At 30.1% G+C, this 25,241-nt stretch carries 28 protein-coding genes; 12 read left to right on the forward strand and 16 right to left on the reverse strand.

Features of this window, described 5'->3' with window-relative positions; genetic code table 11:
- The 5 genes from SPD90_RS05920 to SPD90_RS05940 all read right to left on the reverse strand — a co-directional run.
- A partial coding sequence (locus SPD90_RS05920) for a 3-dehydroquinate synthase (protein WP_320924625.1) occupies window positions 1-606 on the reverse strand: 606 nt, incomplete at its 3' end.
- The gene (gene aroC / locus SPD90_RS05925; protein ID WP_320924626.1) at window positions 594-1,763 is read right to left on the reverse strand and encodes a chorismate synthase; all 1,170 of its coding nucleotides are present in this window, start codon (window positions 1,761-1,763) and stop codon (window positions 594-596) included. The genes SPD90_RS05920 and aroC, both read right to left, overlap by 13 nt.
- A gap of 25 nt (window positions 1,764-1,788) precedes the next feature.
- Complete coding sequence (locus SPD90_RS05930; protein WP_320625615.1) at window positions 1,789-2,391, reverse strand: flavodoxin family protein; 603 nt, start codon at window positions 2,389-2,391, stop codon at window positions 1,789-1,791.
- Between the two features lie 60 nt (window positions 2,392-2,451).
- Window positions 2,452-4,224 carry a GAF domain-containing SpoIIE family protein phosphatase gene (locus tag SPD90_RS05935; protein ID WP_320924627.1) on the reverse strand — a complete coding sequence of 591 codons (1,773 nt, stop codon included), beginning with the start codon at window positions 4,222-4,224 and terminating at the stop codon, window positions 2,452-2,454.
- A 153-nt stretch (window positions 4,225-4,377) separates the two neighbouring features.
- Window positions 4,378-4,860, reverse strand: coding sequence for a hypothetical protein (locus tag SPD90_RS05940; RefSeq protein WP_320625578.1), 483 nt, complete (start codon window positions 4,858-4,860; stop codon window positions 4,378-4,380).
- A gap of 194 nt (window positions 4,861-5,054) precedes the next feature.
- On the opposite strand from SPD90_RS05940, the gene SPD90_RS05945 reads away from it, so the two are divergent.
- Window positions 5,055-5,528 carry a hypothetical protein gene (locus tag SPD90_RS05945; RefSeq protein ID WP_320625577.1) on the forward strand — a complete coding sequence of 158 codons (474 nt, stop codon included), beginning with the start codon at window positions 5,055-5,057 and terminating at the stop codon, window positions 5,526-5,528.
- A gap of 58 nt (window positions 5,529-5,586) precedes the next feature.
- Here SPD90_RS05945 and SPD90_RS05950 read toward each other — a convergent pair whose 3' ends face one another.
- The 5 genes from SPD90_RS05950 to hpt all read right to left on the reverse strand — a co-directional run bounded on the left by SPD90_RS05950 (window position 5,587) and on the right by hpt (window position 9,096).
- Complete coding sequence (locus SPD90_RS05950) at window positions 5,587-5,754, reverse strand: hypothetical protein (protein ID WP_320625576.1); 168 nt, start codon at window positions 5,752-5,754, stop codon at window positions 5,587-5,589.
- A 183-nt stretch (window positions 5,755-5,937) separates the two neighbouring features.
- Window positions 5,938-6,159 carry an alpha/beta-type small acid-soluble spore protein gene (locus SPD90_RS05955; RefSeq protein ID WP_320625575.1) on the reverse strand — a complete coding sequence of 74 codons (222 nt, stop codon included), beginning with the start codon at window positions 6,157-6,159 and terminating at the stop codon, window positions 5,938-5,940.
- A 132-nt stretch (window positions 6,160-6,291) separates the two neighbouring features.
- Window positions 6,292-7,521: an NAD(P)/FAD-dependent oxidoreductase gene (locus tag SPD90_RS05960; RefSeq protein ID WP_320625574.1), complete on the reverse strand. Its 1,230-nt coding sequence runs from the start codon at window positions 7,519-7,521 to the stop codon at window positions 6,292-6,294.
- A gap of 23 nt (window positions 7,522-7,544) precedes the next feature.
- The gene (locus tag SPD90_RS05965) at window positions 7,545-8,453 is read right to left on the reverse strand and encodes a phosphatase PAP2 family protein (protein WP_320625573.1); all 909 of its coding nucleotides are present in this window, start codon (window positions 8,451-8,453) and stop codon (window positions 7,545-7,547) included.
- A 118-nt stretch (window positions 8,454-8,571) separates the two neighbouring features.
- On the reverse strand, window positions 8,572-9,096 hold the full coding sequence (gene hpt, locus SPD90_RS05970) for a hypoxanthine phosphoribosyltransferase (protein WP_320625572.1): 525 nt from the start codon (window positions 9,094-9,096) through the stop codon (window positions 8,572-8,574).
- Window positions 9,097-9,249: 153 nt separating this feature from the next.
- Here hpt and SPD90_RS05975 point away from each other — a divergent pair, with 153 nt between their 5' ends.
- A complete protein-coding gene (locus SPD90_RS05975; RefSeq protein ID WP_320625571.1) occupies window positions 9,250-10,326 on the forward strand; it encodes a pyridoxal phosphate-dependent aminotransferase in 1,077 nt (358 codons plus the stop codon).
- A 152-nt stretch (window positions 10,327-10,478) separates the two neighbouring features.
- Here SPD90_RS05975 and SPD90_RS05980 read toward each other — a convergent pair whose 3' ends face one another.
- A complete protein-coding gene (locus SPD90_RS05980) occupies window positions 10,479-10,760 on the reverse strand; it encodes a HEAT repeat domain-containing protein (RefSeq protein ID WP_320625570.1) in 282 nt (93 codons plus the stop codon).
- A gap of 270 nt (window positions 10,761-11,030) precedes the next feature.
- Here SPD90_RS05980 and SPD90_RS05985 point away from each other — a divergent pair, with 270 nt between their 5' ends.
- Entirely contained in the window at window positions 11,031-12,221 is a 1,191-nt protein-coding gene (locus SPD90_RS05985) for an aminotransferase-like domain-containing protein (protein ID WP_320625569.1), read from the forward strand.
- 94 nt (window positions 12,222-12,315) lie between these two features.
- Here SPD90_RS05985 and SPD90_RS05990 read toward each other — a convergent pair whose 3' ends face one another.
- Together SPD90_RS05990 and SPD90_RS05995 are read right to left on the reverse strand one after the other, a co-directional pair.
- Window positions 12,316-12,858, reverse strand: coding sequence for a hypothetical protein (locus SPD90_RS05990; RefSeq protein ID WP_320625568.1), 543 nt, complete (start codon window positions 12,856-12,858; stop codon window positions 12,316-12,318).
- Window positions 12,859-13,036: 178 nt separating this feature from the next.
- The gene (locus SPD90_RS05995; protein WP_320625567.1) at window positions 13,037-13,402 is read right to left on the reverse strand and encodes a YkvA family protein; all 366 of its coding nucleotides are present in this window, start codon (window positions 13,400-13,402) and stop codon (window positions 13,037-13,039) included.
- A gap of 253 nt (window positions 13,403-13,655) precedes the next feature.
- Here SPD90_RS05995 and SPD90_RS06000 point away from each other — a divergent pair, with 253 nt between their 5' ends.
- From SPD90_RS06000 to SPD90_RS06040, 9 genes are all read left to right on the forward strand, one after another.
- The gene (locus tag SPD90_RS06000; protein WP_320625566.1) at window positions 13,656-14,165 is read left to right on the forward strand and encodes a ferritin; all 510 of its coding nucleotides are present in this window, start codon (window positions 13,656-13,658) and stop codon (window positions 14,163-14,165) included.
- Window positions 14,166-14,340: 175 nt separating this feature from the next.
- Window positions 14,341-15,081 (forward strand): cyclase family protein, encoded by a 741-nt coding sequence (locus SPD90_RS06005; RefSeq protein ID WP_320625565.1) that lies wholly within the window; start codon window positions 14,341-14,343, stop codon window positions 15,079-15,081.
- Between the two features lie 24 nt (window positions 15,082-15,105).
- Window positions 15,106-15,945: a 3-methyl-2-oxobutanoate hydroxymethyltransferase gene (gene panB / locus SPD90_RS06010; protein WP_320924628.1), complete on the forward strand. Its 840-nt coding sequence runs from the start codon at window positions 15,106-15,108 to the stop codon at window positions 15,943-15,945.
- A 487-nt stretch (window positions 15,946-16,432) separates the two neighbouring features.
- Window positions 16,433-17,005: a 2-oxoacid:acceptor oxidoreductase family protein gene (locus SPD90_RS06015; RefSeq protein WP_320625563.1), complete on the forward strand. Its 573-nt coding sequence runs from the start codon at window positions 16,433-16,435 to the stop codon at window positions 17,003-17,005.
- Window positions 17,006-17,305 carry a 4Fe-4S binding protein gene (locus SPD90_RS06020; protein WP_320625562.1) on the forward strand — a complete coding sequence of 100 codons (300 nt, stop codon included), beginning with the start codon at window positions 17,006-17,008 and terminating at the stop codon, window positions 17,303-17,305.
- Window positions 17,306-17,308: 3 nt separating this feature from the next.
- Window positions 17,309-18,490 carry a pyruvate ferredoxin oxidoreductase gene (locus SPD90_RS06025; protein ID WP_320625561.1) on the forward strand — a complete coding sequence of 394 codons (1,182 nt, stop codon included), beginning with the start codon at window positions 17,309-17,311 and terminating at the stop codon, window positions 18,488-18,490.
- Window positions 18,491-18,506: 16 nt separating this feature from the next.
- Window positions 18,507-19,436, forward strand: a complete 930-nt coding sequence (locus SPD90_RS06030; RefSeq protein WP_320625560.1) for a thiamine pyrophosphate-dependent enzyme — start codon at window positions 18,507-18,509, stop codon at window positions 19,434-19,436.
- Between the two features lie 182 nt (window positions 19,437-19,618).
- Window positions 19,619-20,794: a M20 family metallopeptidase gene (locus SPD90_RS06035; RefSeq protein WP_320625559.1), complete on the forward strand. Its 1,176-nt coding sequence runs from the start codon at window positions 19,619-19,621 to the stop codon at window positions 20,792-20,794.
- A 73-nt stretch (window positions 20,795-20,867) separates the two neighbouring features.
- Window positions 20,868-21,698: a MerR family transcriptional regulator gene (locus tag SPD90_RS06040; protein ID WP_320924629.1), complete on the forward strand. Its 831-nt coding sequence runs from the start codon at window positions 20,868-20,870 to the stop codon at window positions 21,696-21,698.
- 58 nt (window positions 21,699-21,756) lie between these two features.
- Here the strand turns inward: SPD90_RS06040 and buk are convergent, their stop codons facing one another.
- The 3 genes from buk to iorA are packed head-to-tail and all read right to left on the reverse strand — an operon-like array spanning window position 21,757 to window position 25,215.
- Window positions 21,757-22,836, reverse strand: a complete 1,080-nt coding sequence (gene buk, locus SPD90_RS06045; protein ID WP_320924630.1) for a butyrate kinase — start codon at window positions 22,834-22,836, stop codon at window positions 21,757-21,759.
- Window positions 22,837-22,853: 17 nt separating this feature from the next.
- Window positions 22,854-23,429: an indolepyruvate oxidoreductase subunit beta gene (locus SPD90_RS06050; protein ID WP_320924631.1), complete on the reverse strand. Its 576-nt coding sequence runs from the start codon at window positions 23,427-23,429 to the stop codon at window positions 22,854-22,856.
- Window position 23,430: 1 nt separating this feature from the next.
- Window positions 23,431-25,215, reverse strand: coding sequence for an indolepyruvate ferredoxin oxidoreductase subunit alpha (gene iorA / locus SPD90_RS06055; protein ID WP_320924632.1), 1,785 nt, complete (start codon window positions 25,213-25,215; stop codon window positions 23,431-23,433).
- Window positions 25,216-25,241 lie beyond the last annotated feature (26 nt).

Consider the following 25,241-nt stretch of genomic DNA (forward strand, 5'->3'; position numbering starts at 1 on the left):
ATAATCTATAAATTCATAATCGTATATAAATCCGTATTTAACAACTTCACTCATTCCATTTCTAAATTGATCATCTGGAAGAGTTCTAAGAGCTGACACGCTTATAAATGTGAATTGAGGTTGATAAAATGCTCCTACTACGTTTTTGTAAGTACCTAGATTTATTCCAGTTTTGCCTCCGATAGATGAATCTACTTGTGCTAGAAGGGTTGTAGGTACTTGTATAAAGTCAATTCCCCTCATGTATGAGGCTGCAACATATCCTGATAAGTCACCTACTACGCCACCTCCGACAGCAATTACTAGCGATTTTCTAGTAAGGCCAGCATTTAATCCATGCTCTAGAATTCTCTCAAATGTCTCTATACATTTTGAACCTTCTCCAGCTGGAACTATATATTCACTTACAAATTTCGCACCTAGTAAATCTATAAATTTATGTAATTGTGTTTTGTATACATTTTCATCTGAAATCACTAGTACATTATCGTATATTTCATTTATGTTTTTATCAGAAGTACCGCTTATTTCATTTAAAGCCTTGTTAAAGCTTCTGTAACTTTCATCTATGAAAATGCTACATACCTTATTTTTTATTTTTTCCATCCTCTTTCACCCAACCTTTGAACATATGAATTGTAATTTCTCTTTACATCCTCTAAGCTGCTTCCGCCTATTGTTTCTAGGAAAAACCTACATATAACGAAAGCCACTACATTTTCGCATACTACACTGCACGCAGGTACAGCACAAGTATCTGAACGTTCTACTGTAGCTTGGTATTTTTCTAATGTGTTTACATTTATTGAGTTAAGAGGCTTGTATAGTGTTGGAATTGGCTTCATTGCACATCTTATTACAATTTCTTCACCTGTTGTCATTCCACCTTCTATACCACCTAGTCTATTTGTAGCTCTTCTTATTCCATCTGTTTCATTATAGATTATTTCATCCATTACCTTAGAGCCTGGAAGACGCGCTACATCAAAGCCTATACCAAATTCAACGCCTTTTATAGCTTGAGTCCCCATCAAGTGCATAGCTAATACACCGTCAATTTTTCTATCAAATTGAGTAAATGAACCAAGTCCTGGAATTAAATTTTTAACTCTGACTTCTACAACTCCACCTATTGTATCTTTTTCATTTTTTATTTCGTCTATTTGTGCAATCATTTTAGCTTCCATTTCTTTGTTTGCACATCTAACCTCTGAATTATCTACGTTATTTTTTATATAATCAAAATCATATATATTTTCGTCCTTCACATCACCTATTTGTATGACATGAGAGACAAAATCTATATCGAAATTTTTAAGTACTTGCTTACAAATTGCCCCTACTGCAACTCTGCTAGCTGTTTCTCTAGCAGAAGATCTTTCAAGCACGTTTCTAGCATCAATAAAATCGTATTTTAGACATCCAACTAAATCTGCATGACCTGGTCTTACATTATCTACCTTTCTAGTTTCAAAATCGACATCATCCATAGGTGCCATATATTGAGTCCAGTTTTGATAATCTTTATTTTTTACTTCGATTGAAATAGGTCCACCTAGTGTTTTTTTCCCCCTAACACCGCCTAGAATATTAACTCTATCGCTTTCAATCTTCATTCTTCCGCCGCGGCCATAGCCACATTGACGTTTTCTAAGTTCACTGTTTATTTCGTCAAAGTTTAATTCTACATTTGATGGAAGACCATCTATTATAGATATCAAGCTTTGTCCATGTGACTCACCACTTGTCAAATACCTTAACATATTCATCGCCCCTTACTTTACAATATTAATTATTATTTTGTTTTATTTTATATATATATTCATCAACAGATTTGTTGAATTTAGCTTTGAAATCTTCATTTTCTTCAAATGGAACTTGATCTGAATTTGATAAATATAAATTATATTCTAAATCTGTATTTATAGATTTGTAGAATATATCCATCACAAGCTGTCCTCCTAAGAATTGATTTTTATATTCAGGTTGTCCCCCTATTGCAATATACATACCTAATCTAAATTTATCCCTATCTATAGATGGTTTATTCAACACATATTTACTAGAGAAAAATGATTGAGTTCTGTCTACTAAAGTCTTGACCTTTGTAGACACACTTGCAAAGTACATCGGACTAACTGTTATAGTTCCTGTACTTTGGTTGAACTCTTCATATATTGGAGTCATATCGTCTTTTATTCTACAATGTCCAGTCTTTTCACAAGCTCCACATGCTGTACAATACTCTATATTCATCTTATATATATCTAATACCTTATACTCTATTTGATTTTCTTCAAATTTCTTTATTATCTCTTTTATAACTGAAGCACAATTTTTATTTTTTCTAGGGCTTCCATTAATTATTAGTATTTTATCACTTTTCCCCATAAAAATCCTCCTATTAGATCATTCATATCACTATATATAAATTGCTTTTTTATTTAAAAATTATTTATTACTTAGACAGACTACTAATATATCGTCATCGAAATTTCGTTTAGAAACAAATTGTTGCAGTTCATTTTTCAATTCATTTATAAAATCTTCTTTTTTCAACTTATAGTTTTTAAGTAAAAAAGATTCAAATCTCTGTATTCCGAATTCCTCTTTACTTTTATTCTTTATCTCTATAACTCCATCTGTGTACATGCAAATCATAGAAATATCGTTTATAGGTATTGTAACTTGCTTATAGCTCACATCTTCTAAGACACCTAGTGGAATATTTTTCTTGCACATTTCACTTTCATCCGATATTAACCTTCCAAAATTATCGATTATAATCGGACAATAATGTCCAGCATTAGAAATATCCAATGTATTATTCTTAGTATCTACAATAGCTACTATACACGTACTAAAAACACCCATTTTATCGAATTCATCGTATAAAATTTGGTTTAATTTATTCATAATTTCTGAAGCTGATTCGTAGTTATAGCATAGGGTTTTGAAGGTTCCCTTTATCATTGCGACTATATAATTTGAAACTATACCATGACCCATTACATCTGCAATTATATAAGCTACCTTATCCTGATTTATAGCCTGTGCATGGTAAAAATCACCACCTATGACAGTCGCCGGTCTATGGTAAAAATACAAATCCTTATCGTTATTTAAATTCATTTCACTCTCATTCATAATAAGCTTCTGTTGCTTATTCAATATATTCAATTCATTCGCAATCAATTTATGCTTTGTCTCAGCTTGATTGTATTTATATAACTGCATACCTAATATAACCTGTTTGGAAATTAACTCTAGTATATTAAAGTCGTCCTCAGTATATCCTTTACTATTTGAACATAATATACATCCTACAACCTCATTTCCTTCCTTCAGCTTATAATAGATATAATTATTTACCTTTAAATCTTTCAAACGTGTCAAATCTGGATTATTTTCGTAATCTCCATCTTCATCGTATAATTTCAACTCAGATAATATTTCTTGAAAATCAATTTTCTTTCTATTTTTATTTTTTAATGTGCTAAAGATTTTATAATCATAATTTAAATCATCTATTACAATAAACGCTTCATTGCTTTTAGTTAAATTTTTCGCTTGAGTATTTAAATCCTCCATAAATTGATTCACATCGTTATTCAAATACAATTTAGCAGTAACATCATTTATATTGCTTATAGACTCTCTAAGCTTACCTATTAAGTCTCTTGTATGCTCATTTTCCATAGTAATTTCAATAGATAAAGATATCAAAGATACAACAGAAGATATAAATGTAATATCTAATTCCTCTATAGAATCCTCTTCTGTCAAGAAACACGTCATAAATCCTATAACTTTATAATTTAAAACTAGAGGAAATACGATTCTACCCTTATATCCCTCCATATTGGCTAATTCCCTTTCGTCGACTGCTTTTGGATTTTCAAAAATATCTTCAATATATATTATTTTTTTATCTCTAACAGCTTCATGTATATATTCAGGATACGCTTGGTCAAAGTTTAGCTTTGTCCCTATTTCACAATTTTTTGGAAATGCCTTAGGTACATAATCTAAAGTAGCAGAACACACCAAATAAGCATATTCAAAATCATTATTGTAAAATAAATTAATACACGCCTTTGTAGGCTCTATAACCTCCAACATTTTATCGACTATTTTATCTTTTATCTCAAAAAAATTTGTAGATTGAGTCACCATAACAGATATATCTACTAAATTTTTCATTAGTTTTCTATTTTTTTCCATCAAGCATCCTCCTTGATTTTAATTATCTATAAAATCCTTTTAATGTAGATAAATTTTATCACAATAATTAATATAATCCAAGTGAAGTTACCCAATATTTTCACTATTTAAAATAAACCAGTGTATATTTTTTATAAATTTAAATAAATATATTTATAAGTTATTTTTGAAATTTGCATATATATCCCTTATTGTTATTGCAAAAACCACAAAAAAACATAAGGCTAATACCCATGTAAAACCTGTGACCAAACCTATTAATAATATGGATAATAAAAAAGATATATCTCTTTTACCTTTTTCCTTTAAAATAGATTCCTTACTTTTGTTTATATTTTCTTTTATAGTACTTATCTCGGATTCAGCCTTTGTTTTAAAACTTTTTTTGTAAAATATATAAGCAAATTCAATAAAAAATGCACCTATTGCAAAATAAACATTTATTTTATAGCAAACAAGCAGTATAAATATTGCCGTAAAAATTTTTAAAATGGCAAAAACTACGCTATCGATTTTATAAGATATATTTTGTATTTTTTTAAATTGATCGTTTATTTCATATTCCTCCTTAGGCAAATTATTTATTTTATTTTTAACTACTTCTGTATAAAACAGCTTTATTATTCCATTCAACATAGTAAATCTCTCCTTTTCGAAATATATATTTCTATTTTCTCCAAAAAGTTTAAATTTATACATTTTATGGTTATTTTTTATGATTTGATTAATAATAAATAATTTTTCTGTATATATGTATATTATTATAATTTTTGTTAAATAATAATAAGAAAAAAGGAGGTTTATTCTCATACTTTGAGGACAATATAATTATGATAATAGAAGAACTTGATTTAAATACTAGAAATAAAATTTATAACTCGACTAAAAAATTTATCAGAAAATATCAAAAAGGTATTAGCTCTGGAAAACTTACAGCTGAAAAATTTGCAGAAAATATCTATGCTAACAGAATACTATCCAACATCCTAGATGAATCAATTTTAAATCAAGCTGATTTCCAAAACTCATATCTAAATTATATAAATACCCTAATGAAAAACCAAAATGAAAACTTTAAAAGCTATATGAATTCTAAACACGATAAAAATAATATTAAATCTACTGTTTCACTACAAATAAAATTAAAAAAAATCCTAAAAAATAGCGACTATCTACTAAATATTCCTATTAAGTACTTAAACGTAAATGATATCGAAGCTATAGTAAAATACATTGAAACAGGTCAAATAGATATTGGCAATGAAAAAATCTACAAATACGTCGAAAAAATTCACCTTAACTGAACTCATTATATTTGTAGAAAATAAGAAAAGAAAATCTTATTTTCTACAAATCAATCTTCTATCCTAATGCCTTTTCTAGTTTAGATAAATGCTTTATTGGATAGTACTTTAGCAACTCTCTAAATTGCTCAACTGTAAGGCCTTGAGTAGTTGTATAAATGCGAATTTTCCCATCTAAATCAGCATTTATAAAGTCATTTTTTATTTTTTCAAAATCTACTGCCATTATGCCACTTCCTCTTATATAAATTTTAATTTACATAATCAAAAATAATTATATATGTAAATCTTCAAATTTATTTTAACCAATAAATACATCTTTATTCATCAATAAACTACTAAAGTGGTAAACCCACTTTATAAATGAGCTTACCACTTTTTATCTAATAAGATTTTAATCCTATCTTATTTATTTTTGAACTTTTCCTGACATTTGTTGTTCTGCCATTTCAACTAATTTTTTAGTCATGTATCCACCTACGTAACCGTTTTGTCTAGCGGTTAAATTTCCTTTGTCAACTTGTTGATAATCAGACATTCCTAATTCATTAGCTATTTCTAATTTCATTTGATTTAATGCTTGTTTAGCTTCTGGTACTACTGTTCTGTTATTATTATTGTTATTTGACATATTTAATACCTCTTTTCTATTAATTTTGTTTCTTGATAGTATTATATGAATTATAAAATTTATAATACATACAATTTATGACAAATTTCTTAATAGCTGGCATTTAAGATAATATCAATTTTTTTTAATAAATTAACAGTTCATTGCAGCCAAGTATGCTGTAGAAAAAGCTATTTGAAGGTTAAATCCACCTGTATACGCATCTACATCTATTACTTCTCCAGCAAAAAACAACCCTGAAACTAATTTAGATTCCATCGTACTAGAATTTATTTCACTCGTCTTAACTCCTCCTGAAGTTATTATAGCCTCTTCAATAGGTCTATAATTTTTGACAGTAAACGTCATATTTTTTATTAAATTAACTAAATTTTTTCTATTTTCCTTAGAAATTTGATTTACCTTCATATAAGGATCTATTCCACTCAATTCTACAATTACCGGAATCAGCTTTTTAGGCAATAAATCATTTAGAGAGTTTTCAAAGTTTTTATTTGAATACTTTTGAAAATCCCTTTGTATCCTCTTATCTAATTTTTCCTCGTCTAAAACAGGCTTCAAATCTAAAACTATTCTGTAGTTATCCTTAGACATATCTCCCATACGACAGCTAGCCGATTTTATAATCGGACCATCTATTCCATATTTTGTAAATTCCATCTCTCCAAAATCCTCATAGACCTTTTTATTTTTGCTGTTGTAAACATCAATTTTTACATTTCTAAGAGATAGCTTTTCTAAGTCCTTTGCATAGCTCTCAACCACTTCAAGTCCTATAAGAGATGGCTTTGGATCAATTATAGTATGTCCTAAGCTTCTTGCAAATCTATATCCGTCTCCAGTAGAGCCAGTCCTTGGATAGCTGACTCCACCTGTCGCAACAATTATGCTATCACATTCAATTTCTCTTTTATCAGAAAGCACTACCTTTGTTACCTTTTTATTTTCTGCTATTATTTTTTCGACCTTTGAATTTAATAAAACCTCTACATTTTTGCAACTTCTCATTTGACCTTCTAATGCCCTTACAACATCTGAAGCCTTGTCACTCACTGGAAAAACTCTCTTTCCTCTCTCTGTCTTAGTCTCAACTCCCAAATTATTAAACATATCTACAACCTGATCGTTGGTAAATGTATAAAATGCGCTGTATAAAAATTTGCCATTTGTAGGTACATTTTCTATTAATTCCTCTATATCGCAATCATTTGTTATATTGCATCTACCCTTTCCTGTTATAGCTAATTTTCGTCCACATCTTTTTTGTTTTTCAATCACGGTAACTTTAAATCCTCTATCCGAAGCCACCTTTGCAGCCAACATGCCGCTAGCTCCAGCTCCTATAATAACTACTTTTTTCAAAAAATCATCCTCTCAAAATTATTTTAATCTAAACTGCACACTTTAAATAAAAAAGGTACTCCTGCCACGCCCCAAAGCGCTATTAAAGTGTATCTTATATAATCCACAATCCATAAAATAGACTCGCTCGTATTACCTCCAAATATCATAACTGATAAATACTTCAATAGAGCATATACAGCTCCTAAAGTAATTATCCCAATTACAAATCTCAATACTTTAGTCTTCATACTAGTTTTAGCCTTTTTATCTGTAAAAATACTGACAGTCTTTTTACTTTCTTCTGTGCTAAAATTTATAAACTTATCCTCTATTATATATCCTAAAATAAATCCTGTGTACATACCAAAGCTCTTAACAAACTCTTCCCCAGCTAAAAAATACACAGCAACAATAAACGCGATTAAAATCAAGAATAATATGTAATAACATTTATTTTGATCTATATAATCGAATAGCTTCACAAAAATTAAACTCAATACAATCCCTAAAATCCATCCGCCTAATACATCTGTAGGCCAATGAACACCTAGATAAAGTCTAGAAACTCCTGCTCCTAAAACCATTATCATACCGAGTACAATCACCCATTTTTTTCTAAAATACTCCATAATAGAGACCCAAACTGTAGTCGCCGTCTGAGTATGCCCACTTGGAAATGAATATCCTGTAGCAGTAGATGTTCTCAATGATTCTAGCCCTTCACTTCCTATAGGTCTAGGTACCTTAAAAAAATTCTTTATACCTGAGTTTATAGTTATACTCCCTGTAATTGCAAATAACAGCCTTTGTCCACATTTTTTATCTATGCACCAATACATTATAGCAGCTATTAATGTAACCGCCATAGTCTCGGTACAGATTGTAAATGCTGTAAATATCATAGTCAAAATATAATTTCTTATACTTTGAAAAAATAAAAGAATCTCCATAATTTTCATCCTCCTTATGTACTGCCAAATATATTTTTAAATATAGAAATAGACTGCAAAAATAAACAAATTACTTTACAGTCTATATTTTAAGCAAATATAATAATATTAGTATATTCTAAACATCTTCAACTATACCTATATATGGTAAGTTTCTATATTTTTCAGCATAATCTATTCCGTATCCAACTATGAATTTGTCTTCTATAACAAATCCAACGTAGTCAACAGGAATGTCTACCTTTCTTCTTTGAGGTTTATCTAAAAGTGTACATATTTTTAAATCTTTTGGTTCTCTAACCTTTAGCTCTCTTGTTAGGTTACTTAAAGTCAGTCCTGAATCTATTATATCTTCAACTATCAATACGTTCTTTCCTTTTATATCTACATCTAAATCTTTAAGTATTTTTACTGATCCTGAAGATTCAGTTGAGTTTCCATAACTAGAAACACTCATAAAATCTATATTTACATCTAAGTTTATGCTTCTTATTAAATCAGAAACAAATACACTTGCTCCTTTAAGTATACCTACTACTAATAAATCCTGTCCTTCGAAATCTTTTTCTATTTTTTTACCTAATTCAGCTACTTTTGCTTTTATTTCTTCTTCAGATAACATTACACCTGTAATTTTAAACATTTTTATCCTCCTGTTTATGCATTCTCATTTTATTATATATTTTATTTAAAATTGTATCAATACAAATAAATATAATTATATAGATTATTGATTATATTTTTTTATATATTTATACTTTTATATAAGAAATAGTACTTTAAAGGAGGCTTTAAAATGAGTGTAAATCATGGTGCGAATTTATATGATTTATCTAGTAAATACGGATTTTCAAAAGACGAATTTATGGATTTCAGCTCTAACATAAATCCTTTTGGAACTTCAAATAAAGCAAAAGAATATGTAATCAACAACATAAATATGGTCTCTATGTATCCAGACCCAGAATATGTAAATTTAAAAAAATCTATATCTACATATTGTCATTGTTTAGAGGAAAATATAGTTTTAGGTAGTGGAGCAACTGAATTAATATCATCATTTATAAAGACAATAAAACCAAATAAAACTCTACTTCTATCACCTGCATATTCTGAATACGAAAAGGAGCTTAATAAAATAAATTCTGAAGTTGTAAAATATTTTTCTAAGGAAGAAAATAATTTTGTAATAGATGAAAAAGAATTAGTAAATTCTATAAATGAAAGAAATTACGATTTGACTATAATTTGTAACCCAAACAACCCTACAGGATTTGCTTTTTCTAGAGAACAAGTAGAATATATTTTAAAAAATACTACATGCTACGTCATGATAGATGAAACATATATAGAATTTACAGAAACAAATATCTACTCATCAACTAAGCTAGTAGATGATTACAATAAACTATTTGTAATAAGGGGAACATCAAAATTCTTCTCAACTCCTGGTATCAGACTTGGCTACGGACTTATAGGAGATAAAAATATAAAGGAAGCAATAAATAAAAACCTAGATTTATGGAATATAAATATAATAGCATCTGCAATGGGAGAAATAATGTTTTTAGACGATATGTTTATTTCAAATACTATAGATGCAATGCTTAGAGAAAGAGACTACTTGACTACAGCTTTAAGCAGTATAGACGATTTAACAGTATATCCTAGCAAGGGTAACTTCATACTATGTAAAATAAATTCTAAGAAGCTTACAGCTGGAGAACTTAGAGAAAAGCTACTTCCTAAAAAAATAATTATTAGAGATTGCAATTCATTCGATGGGCTTACTGAATACTACTTTAGAGTATGCATATTAAAGCCCGAAGAAAATAGATTACTTATTAAAAATCTTAACTCTATATTTAAATAGACAAAACAAAAAACTGCCGATTAAAATGGCAGTTTTTTGTTAGGAATTATACTCGTTGGGGATAGAAATATAATTCCAAGTGGCATTTTAAAAATTTTTAAATTTGCCGTTTAAGTGGATATTTTAATTTTAGTTGATATCGTAGTTAGTTTTTAAGAAATTTTTCTAAGCTCTTCAATTTCATAAAGCCATTTTTGAAAAAATTCCTTTTCTTTTCTTTCATTGTAGATTTTTTTTAGAGATTTTGTTGCAGCTTCTCTAACCTCGGCTTTTGAATCTTCTATACCATCCTTCATTTTATAAAGAACTTCATCTATATCTACAAAATTTCCAAGTGCTGTATATGCTGCAGCTCTTATCTTATAATTGTCTGAATTTGTACAAGCTATCAGGTTGTTTACCAAGGCATTTTTCTTTTCAAATTGATTATTCATTATAATCCTCCTTTTTGATTTACTTATGCTCTTTAGATTTTTTTATAATAACCCTTAACTTTTTTTATTTGTAATTTATATTTTGATTATAGGAAAGAAATGTGAACTTAATATAAATAATTTCTAATATTTTCCTTAAAATCCTTTAATACATTTTTAATATTTTCGAGCTCTTTATTTAGATTTTTCATAAAGTTTTAAAATTTTACATTATTTTACATAATTTTTGATATAATAAATACTATAGTTTTAATAAAGGGGGCACAAAATATGCAATACAATCTTTCAAACAGATTTAAAAACTTAAAACCATCTCCAGCAGGAGATATATTAGCGATGATGGGAGATCCTACTTTAATCAAATTCTCAGGAGGAAACCCAGCAAGTGATTCTTTTCCAATAGATAAAATAGTGGAATTTTCAAATGAAGTTCTTACTAATAAACCTTTATCTGTTCTAGAATATGGATTAACTGAAGGATACCATCCTCTACTAGAAGAAGCAAAAAAATTCTTAAATAGAGATGGAAATGTCGTAAGAGACGACGATATGATGATATGTACTTCTGGTAGTCAACAAATAGCTGATTTCTTAGCTAAAGTATTATGTAATGAAGGCGATACAGTCTTAACTGAAGATCCTTCTTTCCTTGGTGTTCTTGATTCTATAAGAAGTAATGGAGCTAATTTAGTCGGAGTTAAAATGGAAGACGACGGAATAGATTTAGCCGATTTAGAAGAAAAATTACAAATAAAACCAACACCTAAATTTATATACGTTATACCTAACTTCCAAAATCCAACTGGTATAACTATGTCACTTGAAAAACGTAAAGGCGTTTATGAATTATGTAAAAAATACGGTGTTATAATACTTGAAGATAATCCTTATGGACAATTGAGATTTAGTGGTGAAGCTGTACCACCTATAAAATCATTTGACGAAGAAGGTATAGTAGTATACGCTGCTAGTTTTTCAAAAATAATAGCACCTGGAATAAGAGTTGCATGTGCTGTTGGTAAACCAGGAATCGTAGGGCCTTTAAAACAAGTTAAATTCTTAAACGATGTACATAGTACTACTTGGAGTCAAGTAATATGTGAAAGAATTCTTGCTACTTGTGATATGGATGCTCAAATAGAAAAATTAAAAGAAATCTACGGAGCTAAAAACAAAGTTATGCAAGACGAAATGGCTAAAAACTTCCATCCAAGCGTAAAATACACTAAACCAGAAGGTGGAATGTTCGTTTGGGTAACTCTACCTGAAGGTGTAGATATGATGAAATTCGTAGGTGAAGCTTTAGAAAACAAAGTTGCATTAGTACCTGGAACTGCTTTCTTAGCTGATACAAGTATGCCTTGTCAAAGCTTTAGAATGAACTTCTCTACTCCATCTACTGAAGATATAATCAAAGGAATAAAAATACTAGGTGAATTAACTTATAAATACTGTAAATAATAAAAACTAAAAAGCGAAGTTGGCAATTAATTTTATTGCCTACTTCGCTTTTATTTTTTATTATTGCTTATCGTAATTTTGAGAAATATATACTCTAGCTTACCATATCTTTTTTATATTCCTTTAGAAGCTCAGCATAATTTTCTCTAGTAAAGTTAAAAGTCTTTATATATGCAATTTTCTTTCCTACAATATTTTCTCCCGGCTTTGTATAATTGTGCTTTCCATAAGGCCATACTACACCAACCTCTATACGAATTTTGTCTATATTTTTGTTAGTGTATAGCTTATCTATTTTATTTATAACCTCTTCACTTGCCTCTTGCTCGACCTTACTATACATTTCATTTACAAGTTCTTCCTGTTTTTCACTAGAGCTCTCTGCCTTTAATGCCTTTTTATAGCTTTCTAAAGCAGGAGGTCTAACTATATAATAAATATAAGTCCTATCTTTTTCATATTCTTTTTCATTTATTAAAACTACTCCTGTACCTTTTGTTGAATTATATTCTCCAAATGCTGCTATTATAGCATCCTTCTCATCATCTATCTGAGAAAAATCCTCTTTAAAATTATGACTACACCCACATACACAAATAGCTATTAAATAAATAATTAATAATTTTACCTTCTTCATAAAATTCCCCCGTTTAACAACTATCCACTAATACTATTTAGATCTATTTTGCATACATACTCAACATAACTTTTTAGAAACTAACTTAAATTTATTTATATTTCCATATATAATTATAACAACAAATAGTCCTTTAGTATCTTACTTTTTTGCAATATTTGAAAATAATTTGAATATATTACATATCATCTTTGATTTCCCAATTTACATCTTCAATTATTTTTGATTTTGGACTATTTTGTAAAAGTATTTTATAGTTTAAAAGCTCTTCATTTATCAAGCCTATTGCCCATATAAGGATCAATAAATCATCAATAAACCCTAAGCTCCCAAATAAAAATTCCGGCATAAAATCAATACTAGACATAAAATAAAATAAAGTTATCAGAAATGTAAAAGCTACCTTCATTTTAGAAAAAATATTCAAATCCTTATCAGTAAAAAAATCAGGTAGTAAAAACAGGTTTTTAATAAAAAATATCCCAAATCCCGCTTTTCTAAATCTAACTAAAATATTTTTAATCCAGTCCAATAATCTATTCATTTTTTTCTCCTCGTATTTTGAAATATAATTTTATATCGATATAAAATTATACTCTTTTTTTTATATTTTTCATATATAATAATTAATATTTTCACCTAATATTAATAGTATTCAATTACTAAAAAAATTACAATATTTTGAGTTTATATTTAAGAAAAACGTAATAATGATTTATTTACTTAGTTTAAATTTACAGGAATATGTTGTAAAATATAGTTGTTAGTTAAAATTTAATTTTTGGGAGGTAATTTTTATGTTAAGTAAAAACTTAGAAAATGCTATTAATGATCAAATCACTTTTGAACTTTATTCTTCTTATACTTATCTAGCAATGGCAGCTTACTGCGAATCTATTGATTTAAGCGGTTTTGCTAACTTCTTTAGAGTTCAAGCAAAAGAAGAAATCGATCATGGTATGAAATTTTACGACTACGTATTCCAAAAAGGAGGAACTGTTGTACTTGGTCAAATAGATCAACCAAAAGAAACATATACTGACTTAGTAGAAGTATTTGAAACTGGTCTAGCTCATGAAGAAACAGTTACTAAGAGAATATACAACATAATGGACATCGCAACTGACGAAAAAGAACATGCTACTATGAGCTTTTTAAAATGGTTTATAGATGAACAAGTAGAAGAAGAAGATAATTTCACTACTATATTGAAAAAAGTTAAAAGATGTATCGGCAATCCACATGCTCTATACATGTTAGACGATGAAATGGCACAAAGAGTTTATGTAGCTCCTACTGCTCAATAAAAATTGATTTTTTAAGTACAAAAAACTATAATTATCTAAAATTGTCGGATAATTATAGTTTTTCTTATTTCATAATTTTTTCGCTTTACATTATATAAAATCGTGATACACTTATATCAATATAATATTTTAAATTTATTGAATATTTGATAAATTATTAGAAGGAGGATTATACATGAATAAAAAACTATGGGAACAACTTAATGAATGGAAAAAAGAATGTACATGGGTTGAATTAAGCCATGAAGTTAGTCCTAACACACCTCATTGGGACGGATTTCCAGATATGTCTATGAAGACAACATTTGACTTCGATACAACAATATTTCAAGTACATGAATACACATTAGTAAGTCAATACGGAACACATGTAGATGCTCCTGTCCACTTTGTACAAGGAGCTAATACATTAGAAAGCTTTACCCCAAAAGATATGGTAATGCCTTTATGTGTAATAGATAAAAGTCAAGCTGTTGTAGATAATCACGATTATGTACTTACTAAAGAGGATATCCTTGATTGGGAAAAAGAAAATGGAATGATCCCAGAAGGCGCTTTCGTAGCATTTAGAACTGATTGGTATAAAAGAGAGACATCTGAAAAAATGGACAATCGAGATGCCGAAGGAAATAAACACTACCCTGGCTGGGGAATCGATGCACTTAAGTTTTTAATTGAAGAAAGAAATGTAGCTGCAGTAGGACACGAACAAAGCGACACAGATGCTCCAGTAGTAATTGCAGTAGATGGATATATAGGTGAATACTATGTACTTAGTAAAGGTAGATTCCAAATAGAGCTACTTAAAAACCTAGATAAATGCCCAGCTGTAGGCGCACTTATCTTTACTACCTTCCCTAAAGTTAAAAATGGAGCTGGGTTTACAGCTAGATGTTTTGCAATTTGCCCTAAATAATTTTTAGAAAAGGAGTTAAAAAGTATGAAAAATACAGTAGCAACTTTTAAAAAAACAAAGGAAACAGGAGAAAAGCTCACTATGCTAACAGCATACGATTATTCGACTGCTAGACTAATGGATGAGGCTGGCGTAAACAGCATATTAGTCGGCGATTCTCTAGGAAATGTAATGTTGGGATATGAAAATACTCTATCAGTTACTATGGAGGATATGATACACCACATAAAAGCAGTTAAAAGAGGTGTAAAAAACGCATTAATAGTTGGAGATATGCCGTTTATGTCATATCAAGTCTCTACAGAACAGGCTGTAGAAAATGCCGGTAGATTGATAAAAGAAGGCGGTGCCGATGTTGTTAAGCTTGAAGGTGGAGCTGATGTTTGTGAACAAATAAAAGCAATAGTCAAAGCTACAATACCAGTTTGTGCGCATATAGGATTAACTCCTCAATCAATAAATGCCTTTGGTGGATTTAAGGTTCAAGGTAAAAGCATTGAAGCCGCACAAAAATTAATAGATGACGCACTAGCTGTAGAGGAAGCTGGAGCTTTTGCAGTAGTTATAGAGGGAGTTCCTGCTGAAATAGCTGCTATTATAACAGAAAAACTGTCTATACCTACAATAGGAATAGGCGCAGGAGCTGGCTGCGATGGACAAGTTCTAATCTATCAAGACATGCTGGCAATGTTTAGCGATTTCACTCCGAAATTCGTGAAAAAATACGCAGAAGTTGGACAAATTATGTCAAATGCATTTGAAACATTTATAAAAGAAGTAAAAGACGGAACTTTCCCTCAAAAGGAGCATACATATAAAATCGATTCTTCTGTTGTAGATGAATTAAATAAAATAATCAAATAACCTCAATTATAAAATTTACTAAATCAACAAGAATGATGTGTTATAAAATTATAATTTTTTTATCAAATAACATCACTCTTGTTGATTTATTTTTTGATAAATACTAAATTTTCATTGTATGTTATAACGTACATTTTCCATTAAAATAACTAAAAAAATAATTTTTTTTATTAAAAAAAATATTTCTAAACGTTTTCATATATAATTTTATTTTTTCTATTGACACTTCTATTCTCATTAGATTAAGATTAAATTATGATTTTTTAACATTGCATACATAAGTACGTTATATTAAACTATTTTAAAATATTATATTTTACTACAAAAATATAGTGTACTTGCTAATTAAGTACTTAAATTATACACATTTTAAAAGTTGTGCAAATTTATTATAATCACGTGCTCTATATACAAGATGTATGAAAACGTAATCATAGTAAATTTAACTAAAATATAAAATTTATTATATATTAAAGGGGATGATTAAGTGAGTAATTTAACAGAAATCAGATGGCATGGCCGTGGTGGTCAAGGTGCTAAAACTGCATCTCTACTTTTAGCAGATGTTGCTTTTAACACAGGAAAATTCGTTCAAGGTTTCCCAGAATATGGACCAGAAAGAATGGGTGCTCCAATAACTGCTTACAACAGAATAAGCGATACACAAATAAGAGTTCACTCTAACATCTACAATCCTGACTTTGTAGTTGTTGTAGATGAAACTTTATTAGAATCAGTTGATGTTACAAAAGGATTAAAAGAAGATGGAGCTATAGTAGTTAATACAGCAAAATCTAAAGAAGAAATAATCCCTCAACTTAAAGGATACAAAGGAAATGTTTATACTATAGATGCAAGAAAAGTATCAATCGCTGCTTTAGGAAAATACTTCCCTAATACTCCAATGCTTGCTGCAATAGTAAAAGTAAGTAATGTTATGCCAATAGATACATTCTTAGCTGAAATGAAAGAATCTTTCAGTCATAAATTTAAATCTAAACCAGAAGTTATAGAAGGTAACTTAAAGGCTTTAGAAATGGCTTTAGAGGAGGTAAAATAGATGAAAGTTAGTGAAAAATACAATGAAAGTGTATCTTGGAAAGATATATCAATAGGTGGAAATATTCAAGGTGGTGGAACTTCTAAAGAATTCAACACTGGTGAATGGAGAGTTAACACTCCTAAATTTATAGCAGAAAAATGTAAACAATGTTTATTATGCGTTCCAGTATGTCCAGATAGTTCTATACCAGTTGTAGATAAAGAAAGATTAGATTTTGATTTTGAACATTGTAAAGGTTGCGGAATATGTGCAGCAGTTTGTCCATGTGATGCAATAGAAATGATAAAGGGGGAATAATAAATGGCAATAAGAGAAAGATTATCAGGAAATGAAGCAATAGCAACTGCTATGAGACAAATAAACCCAGACGTTATGCCAGCTTTCCCAATAACACCATCAACAGAAATACCACAATATTTCTCAAGCTATGTTGCTAATGGGCAAGTTGACACAGTTTTCGTACCAGTTGAAAGTGAACACAGTGCAATGAGTGCTTGTATAGGATCAGAAGCTGCTGGTGCTAGAACAATAACAGCTACTTCTTCTGCAGGTTTTGCATACATGCTAGAAATGTTACCAATAGCTGCATCTTATAGAGTACCAGTTACTTTAGCATTAGTTAACAGAGCTTTAACTGGACCAATAAACATAAACTGTGACCACTCTGATGGTATGAGTGCTAGAGACTGTGGATGGATAATGTTATTTGCTGAAAACAACCAAGAAGCATACGATAACTACATCCAAGCATTCAGAATAGCTGAACATAAAGACGTTAGACTTCCAATAATGGTTTGTCAAGACGGATTTATAACTTCTCATGCTGTTGAAAACATAGAATTATTAGAAGATGAAAAAGTAAAAGCATTCGTAGGTGAATACGAACCAGAAGAATACTTATTAAATGCAGGTACTCCTCTTGCAGTAGGACCTTATGGAACTCCAGCTTACTACATGGAAGCAAAAAGAGCTCAAGCTCAAGCTATGATAAATGCTAAAGATGTAGCTTTAGAAGTAGCTAAAGAATTTGCTGAAGTATCAGGAAGAAGCTATGGATTATTTGAAGAATACAAATTAGACGATGCTGATTTTGCATTAGTAATCATAGGTTCAAGTGCTGGTACTGCTAAGGATGCCGTAGACAAATTAAGAGAACAAGGAATAAAAGCAGGAATATTAAAAATAAGATTATATAGACCTTTCCCAGCTGCTGAAATAGCTGCTGCATTAAAAAATGTAAAAGTATTAGCTGTAATGGATAGAGCTGAAGGTATGTCTTCTCAAGGTGGACCTTTAGGTTATGACATAAAAGCTGCTTTATACGATGCAGGTGCTAGTGTTAAAGTTATAAACTACATCTATGGTTTAGGTGGTAGAGACGTTACTGTTGAAAGCTTAACAGAAGTTTTCAATGATTTACAAGAAGTAGACAAAACTGGTAATATAGGCGATACTTATCGTTACTTATCAGTAAGAGACTAAGGGGAGGATAATAAAAATGACATATAATTTCAAAGAAACAATGAATAAAAAAGAACGTTTAGCTCCAGGTCACAGAATGTGCGCTGGATGCGGTGGTACTATAGCTGTTAGAAACGTTTTAAGAGGACTTCACGAAGAAGACCAAGCTGTAATATGTAATGCTACTTGCTGTCTAGAAGTTTCTACTTTCATGTATCCATATACTGCATGGGAAGATTCTTTCATACATACTGCATTCGCTTGTGCAGGTGCTACTTTAAGTGGTGTTGAATCAGCTTATAAAGTATTAAAGAAAAAAGGTAAAGTAGATGAAAATTACAAATTCATAGCATTCGGTGGTGACGGTGGTACTTACGATATAGGTTTCCAATCATTATCAGGAGCTATGGAAAGAAACCACGATTTAGTATATGTTTGCTACGATAACGGTGCTTACATGAACACAGGTATCCAACGTTCATCAGCTACTCCAATGTTCGCTGATACTACAACTACTCCAGTTGGATCTCAATCAAACGGTAAACCACAAAACAGAAAAGATTTAGCTTCTATAATAGCTGACCACGATGTTCCATATGTAGCTCAAACTACATTTATAAAGAACTTCAAAGATTTACATACTAAAGCAGAAAAAGCTATCTACACTCCAGGAGCTGCTTTCTTAAACGTAATGGCTCCATGTCCAAGAGGTTGGAGATATCCAGCAGAAAAAATAATGGATGTTTGTAAAGCTGCTGTTGAAACTTGCTACTGGCCATTATTTGAAGTTGTAGAAGGTGAATGGATACTTAACTACGAACCTAAGAAAAAACTTCCAGTAGAAGAATTCTTAGCTATGCAAGGAAGATTTAAACACTTATTCAAACCAGAAAATGAATACTTAATAGAAGAATTCCAAAAAGAAGTAGACAGAAGATGGGAAGCTCTACTTAAACGTTGTAAATAAATTAGACAGTTTTCATATTAATATAATATAAGGATGAGGTTTTTATTTGCTCATCCTTATTTTTTTATATTTTAAATATATAATTGTGGTAAAATTTATATATGTATGTTATTTTAGACAAAAATTATATTTTATTATCTTGTCGTAATTTGAATAATTTATCTAGAAAGATGGTGTAAACAATGGAAAATTTATTAAAAGACATCAATAATTTTATTTATTCTCAAAAAGATGAAATACTTTCATTTTGGGAAGAGCTTGTAAATATTGAAAGCTTTACAAAAGATCCTGAGGGAGTTGAAAATGTAGCTAAGTTTTTAAAAGAAGCATTTGCAAAAGAAGGCATGAAGTGTGAAATCGTACCTACTTCTCCAAACGGTCCTACTCTAACAGGAATAATCGGCGAAAATAGAAATAAAAAACCTATCGTATTCAGCGGACATATGGATACAGTTTTCAAAACTGGTACTATAAATGAAAGACCTTTCAAAATTGTAGATGGAAAGGCTTACGGTCCTGGGGTCCTAGATATGAAAGCCGGCATAGTTATAGCTCTATACGCTATAAAGGCATTAAATCATATAGGATACAACGATAGACCTATAAAAATAGCCTTCTGTGGAGACGAAGAACAAGGACACTTCATGTCTGATGCTGGCAATGTATTATCTGAATATGTAAAAGACGCACTTTGTTGCTTCAATATGGAAACTGGCCTTGTTGACAATAGTATCTGCATAGGTAGAAAGGGTCGCATAGGATGCGATATGGAAATAATTGGAGCCTCATCTCATGCTGGTAACGACTTTGCAAGTGGCGTAAATGCAGTTGAAGAAGCAGCCTTTAAAATACTAGAATTGAGAAAGCTTACAGATATTGAAAACGGCACAACATGCGCTACAACTGTTGTAAACGGAGGAAAAATAGTAAATTCAATACCTAATAAGTGCAAACTATCTCTAGATCTTCGCTTCGAAAAGGTCAGCGAGGTCTACAAAATAAAAGATCAAATTAAAAATATTGCATCAAAATCTTATATAGAAGGCACTACTACTTCTCTAATATTAAATGGAGAAATGATGCCTTATGAAACAACAGACGATGTTTTAAAATTATATAATTTCGTAAAATATATCTCTAATAAATTTGGATTTGGAGATATGGAAAGTAAAGTCCTTGGAGGCTCTTCAGATGCAAGCTATATAACTATAGTAGGCGTTCCTACCCTATGCTCTTGCGGTGTTTTAGGTGAGTGGAATCACACTGAAAAGGAATATGCCATTGTAGATACTTTATTTGATAGAATAAACTTGTGGTCTGCAGTCATTTTAAATATAGATGAAGGAGTTTTTAAATAATATAGATTTTTTGTAATGTTTTTTGTATGATTTATTTATAAATTATTACTACTAATTAAAAGGGAGTTTTTTTATGAAATATAAATTTACAATAGGCGAGATATCAAGATTATTTAATATAAATACTACAGCTCTAAGATATTACGATGAAATTGATTTATTTAAGCCTAGCTATATAAATAAAAAAAATAACTATAGATATTACACAATAGATCAATTTGAATATTTAAATACGATCATATATTTAAAGGATTTAGGAGTTCCTTTAAAAGAAATAAAAGATGCAATCGAAAATGTAAATATTCAAGGATTAGTAAATTTATTCGAAAAACAGCAAAAAATAACAGAGCAAAAAATAAAAGACTTAAATCAAATAAATAAAAAACTACAAAATAGAATCACTCAAATAAATGACGCTTTAAATTTCGATTCATTAAATCAAATTAAGGAAATTTACTTTGAAGATAGGAATGTGATAGTATTAGAAAATAGGATGAAAACTCTTCACGACTTTGAAATAGCCATAAGAAAGATGGAAAACTCTTTAAATCAATCTTCGTCATTTTTCTGTGGACAGGTCGGCTTCTCTGTCGCAAAGGACAAATTAATAAATAGGGATATTCATACAGAAGAATACGATTCTGTCTTTAAATTAATTGAAGACGATATTGAAGATGCTGAGCTTTTGACACTTTTACCTAAAGGCATCTATGTCTGCATCAGATATAACGGAGTTCATAAGGATGCCCCAAAATACTACCACCAGCTATTAGATTATATAGAAGAAAAAGGCTACAATATTTTAGATGATTCAGTAGAAATTCAATATATAGATCCTAACTTAACAAATAATGAAAAAGAATACATAAATGAAATTCAAATTTTAGTAGATAAAAAATACTAAAAAATTAGGGAGATTGAAAAATTATTTTCAATTCTCCCTTTATTAGGCCCCCAATTAATTATTCAAAATCCGCTTCTCTATAAACTGTAGCTTCTTCTTCTCCTCTTATAACTCTAAGAGCTCCATAAGCTAGAGATTCTAATTCATTTTCTCCCGGTAAAACTACAACATCTGCTATAAATTTTACATACTTAGTGATTTCTTCAGTTATATACTTTGAATAAGCTATACCGCCAGTTATTATGATAGCATCTACATCGCCCTTTAATGATGCTGCTAATTCTCCAACGCCCTTTGATATTTGTAAAATCATAGCATCGTATATTAGCTTTGCATATTCGTCGCCGTCAGTTATCATCTTCTCTACTTCTCTTGCATCAGAAGTATTTAAATAAGAAACTAATCCTCCACGTCCGGTATGCATTTTCTTAACTTCATCGTAAGTATATTTTCCACTAAAGCATAAATTTATAAGGGGTTTCACTGGAAGCTTACCTGCTCTTTGTGGAGAAAAAGTTCCTTCTTCATCAGATAATATATCAACTACTCTTCCTTTTTCATGAGCTGTAGTACTTATTCCACCGCCTAAATGTACTACAATTAAATTTAAATCTTTATATTCCTTACCTATAGATTTTGCGTATTTCATAGCCATCGCTCTACTATTTAAAGCATGGAACAAACTATGTCTATCCATACCACAAAGTCCTGAAGGTCTCGCTACATCCTTTAATTCATCTACTGATATAGAATCATATGTATACGCATTGATTCCAACCTCTTTAGCTATTGAATCAGCTATAATAGCACCTAAATTTGATGCATGATCTAAAGTAGGTCTATATCTCAATCTATCTATCATCTCATCTGTTATTAAATAAGCTCCAGATTTTACTGGTGGAAGACCCCCGACTCTACCTACTGTAGCTGTTAGGTCTTTTATATCGATATCATTTTCATCTAAAGCTTTTAATATTTCAGATTTTCTCATATCATATTGATCTAGAATTGAATCAAATTTTTCTAATTCTTCTACCTGATGATCTAGTGTTTTAGAAAATAACTGTTTTTCATCTTCATATACAGCAAATTTTGTAGATGTAGAACCTGGGTTTATTGCTAAAATTAAATTTGACATATATTCCTCCTATTATCTTATCCAACTAAGTTAAGACCCTTATTAAAGGCTTCTATATTTATATCTATAAATTTTGGTTTTACATTAGCTTTTATTATACTTTCCCAGTCGATATTTTCTAAGTTCATTGATTTAACAAGACATCCTAGTAATATTACATTCATTACCTTTTCGTTACCTAACTCTTTTGCTATTTCATTTACTTTTATTAATTTTGCGCCTAGTCTGTTTAATTCTTTGTCTATTTCTGCTTCTTCATAGTCAGCTTGTCCTGTTAAATTTACCATAGATTCAATTTTAAAATCATTAGCTACTACTTTTCCGCCAACCTTAAGATAATCCATATATCTAAGCGCTTCCATTTTTTCAAAAGCAACTATCATATCAGCTTCTCCTTCTTCTATAACTGGAGAATATACTGTATCTTTAGAATATCTAACATGAGTTGAAACAGAACCACCTCTTTGACTCATACCGTGTATTTCACTCATTTTTACTGAATATCCAGCTTCCATTAATCCGATTGTCAATAATTTACTAGCAAGTATAGTACCTTGACCTCCTACACCTACTAAAAGTATACTATTAGTCATATTATTTAGCCTCCTTTACTATTGCATCTTTTGGACAAACTTGTTTACATACTTCACAACCAACACAATCAGTTGCTTTTATTGTCACTTTCTTATCTTCCTTATTAAATGATAATGCTGGACAACCAGTCTTCATACATTTTTTACATCCTATACATTTATCGTGATTTACAACACATTTTTCCTTAAATGGTTTATCGAATTCTTCTATATCTTGTTCGCTTAATTTCTTAAGAACACAAGGCCATCTAGTTATTATTACTGAAGGTTCATCTTTTATAGCTATAGCCCAATCAAGTGCTTCTTCTACTTCTTTTAAATTATTAGGATTTACTATTTTTATGTGTTTAATTCCACAGTCTTTTACTAAAGCTTGGATATCTAATTGTTCAGTCACTTCACCTTGTAGAGTAAATCCTGAACCTGGGTTTTGTTGATGACCAGTCATACCAGTTATTCTGTTATCTAGAATCATTGTTATACAGTTACTTTTATTGTAAGCAACTTCTATTAATGAATTTATTCCTGTATGGAAGAATGTTGAATCTCCTAATACTGCAACAACTCTCTTTGTATTTCCTTCTTTCATGTTTAAAACTTTTTGGAAACCATGAGCAGTACTTATAGCAGAACCCATATCATAAGAATAATCCATTGCATTATATGGAGCTGCAAATCCTAATGCATAACATCCTATATCTCCTGCTATTACAATGTCTTTTCTCTTACCTAATTGATAAAATGCACCTCTATGTGGACATCCTGCACAGAAGCTTGGTGGTCTTGGCACTACTAATTCTTTATTATATGGAACTTTTTCTCTTGATATACCTAATATAGATTGTCTTATAACATCTGGAGTCATTTCTCCATATGGTGGTAGAGCATCTTTAACTATATTAGTTACACCTAATGCTTTTACATGATCTTCTATATATTTGTCGTTTTCTTCAACTACATAAACTTTGTCTACTTTAGCTGCGAAATCTACTATTAGTTTTTCTGGAAGTGGATTAGTAAATCCTAAATCTAAGTAAGATGCATCCTTTTTAAATACTTCTTTTGCAAAGTTTATACACATACCAGAAGCTATTATACCTATTTTAGTATCGTTCATTTCTACGCGATTTAAAGGAGTTTCTTCTGATAACTGTAGTAATTTTTGCATTCTAGCTTCTACATTTCTTCTCATTACTCTAGCATGAGCTGGCACTGCTAAATTCTTTTTAACGTCTTTTACATATTCTTTTATTCCAACTTCTTTTCTATCTAAACACTCTACAACACCTTTTGAGTGGCAAAGTCTAGTTGTCATTCTTATTATTACAGGTGTATCGTATTTTTCACTTAATTCAAATGCTTCTATGACCATATCTTTACATTCTTGAGATGTTGATGGTTCATACATTGGCATTTTACCAAATTTAGCATAGTTTCTGTTATCTTGTTCATTTTGAGATGAATGTTGTCCTGGTTCGTCAGCAGTAACTACTACCATACCACCATTTACTCCTATATAGCTAGCTGTCATTATTGGGTCAGCTGCTACATTAAGTCCTACGTGCTTCATTGATGCAAATGATCTTGCCCCTGCAAGTGAAGCACCTATAACCGCTTCTAATGCAACCTTTTCATTATTTGCCCATTCAGCATCTATTTCTTTATATGTAGCTATATTTTCTAATATCTCTGTACTTGGTGTTCCTGGATAAGCTGAAGCAAATTTAACACCAGCTTCATAAACTCCACGAGCTATTGCTTCATTACCTGTCATTAATTGTTTCATGAAATTTCCCCCTTATATACAATCTT

This window comes from Intestinibacter sp., assembly GCF_034113885.1.
GTDB lineage: Bacteria > Bacillota > Clostridia > Peptostreptococcales > Peptostreptococcaceae > Intestinibacter.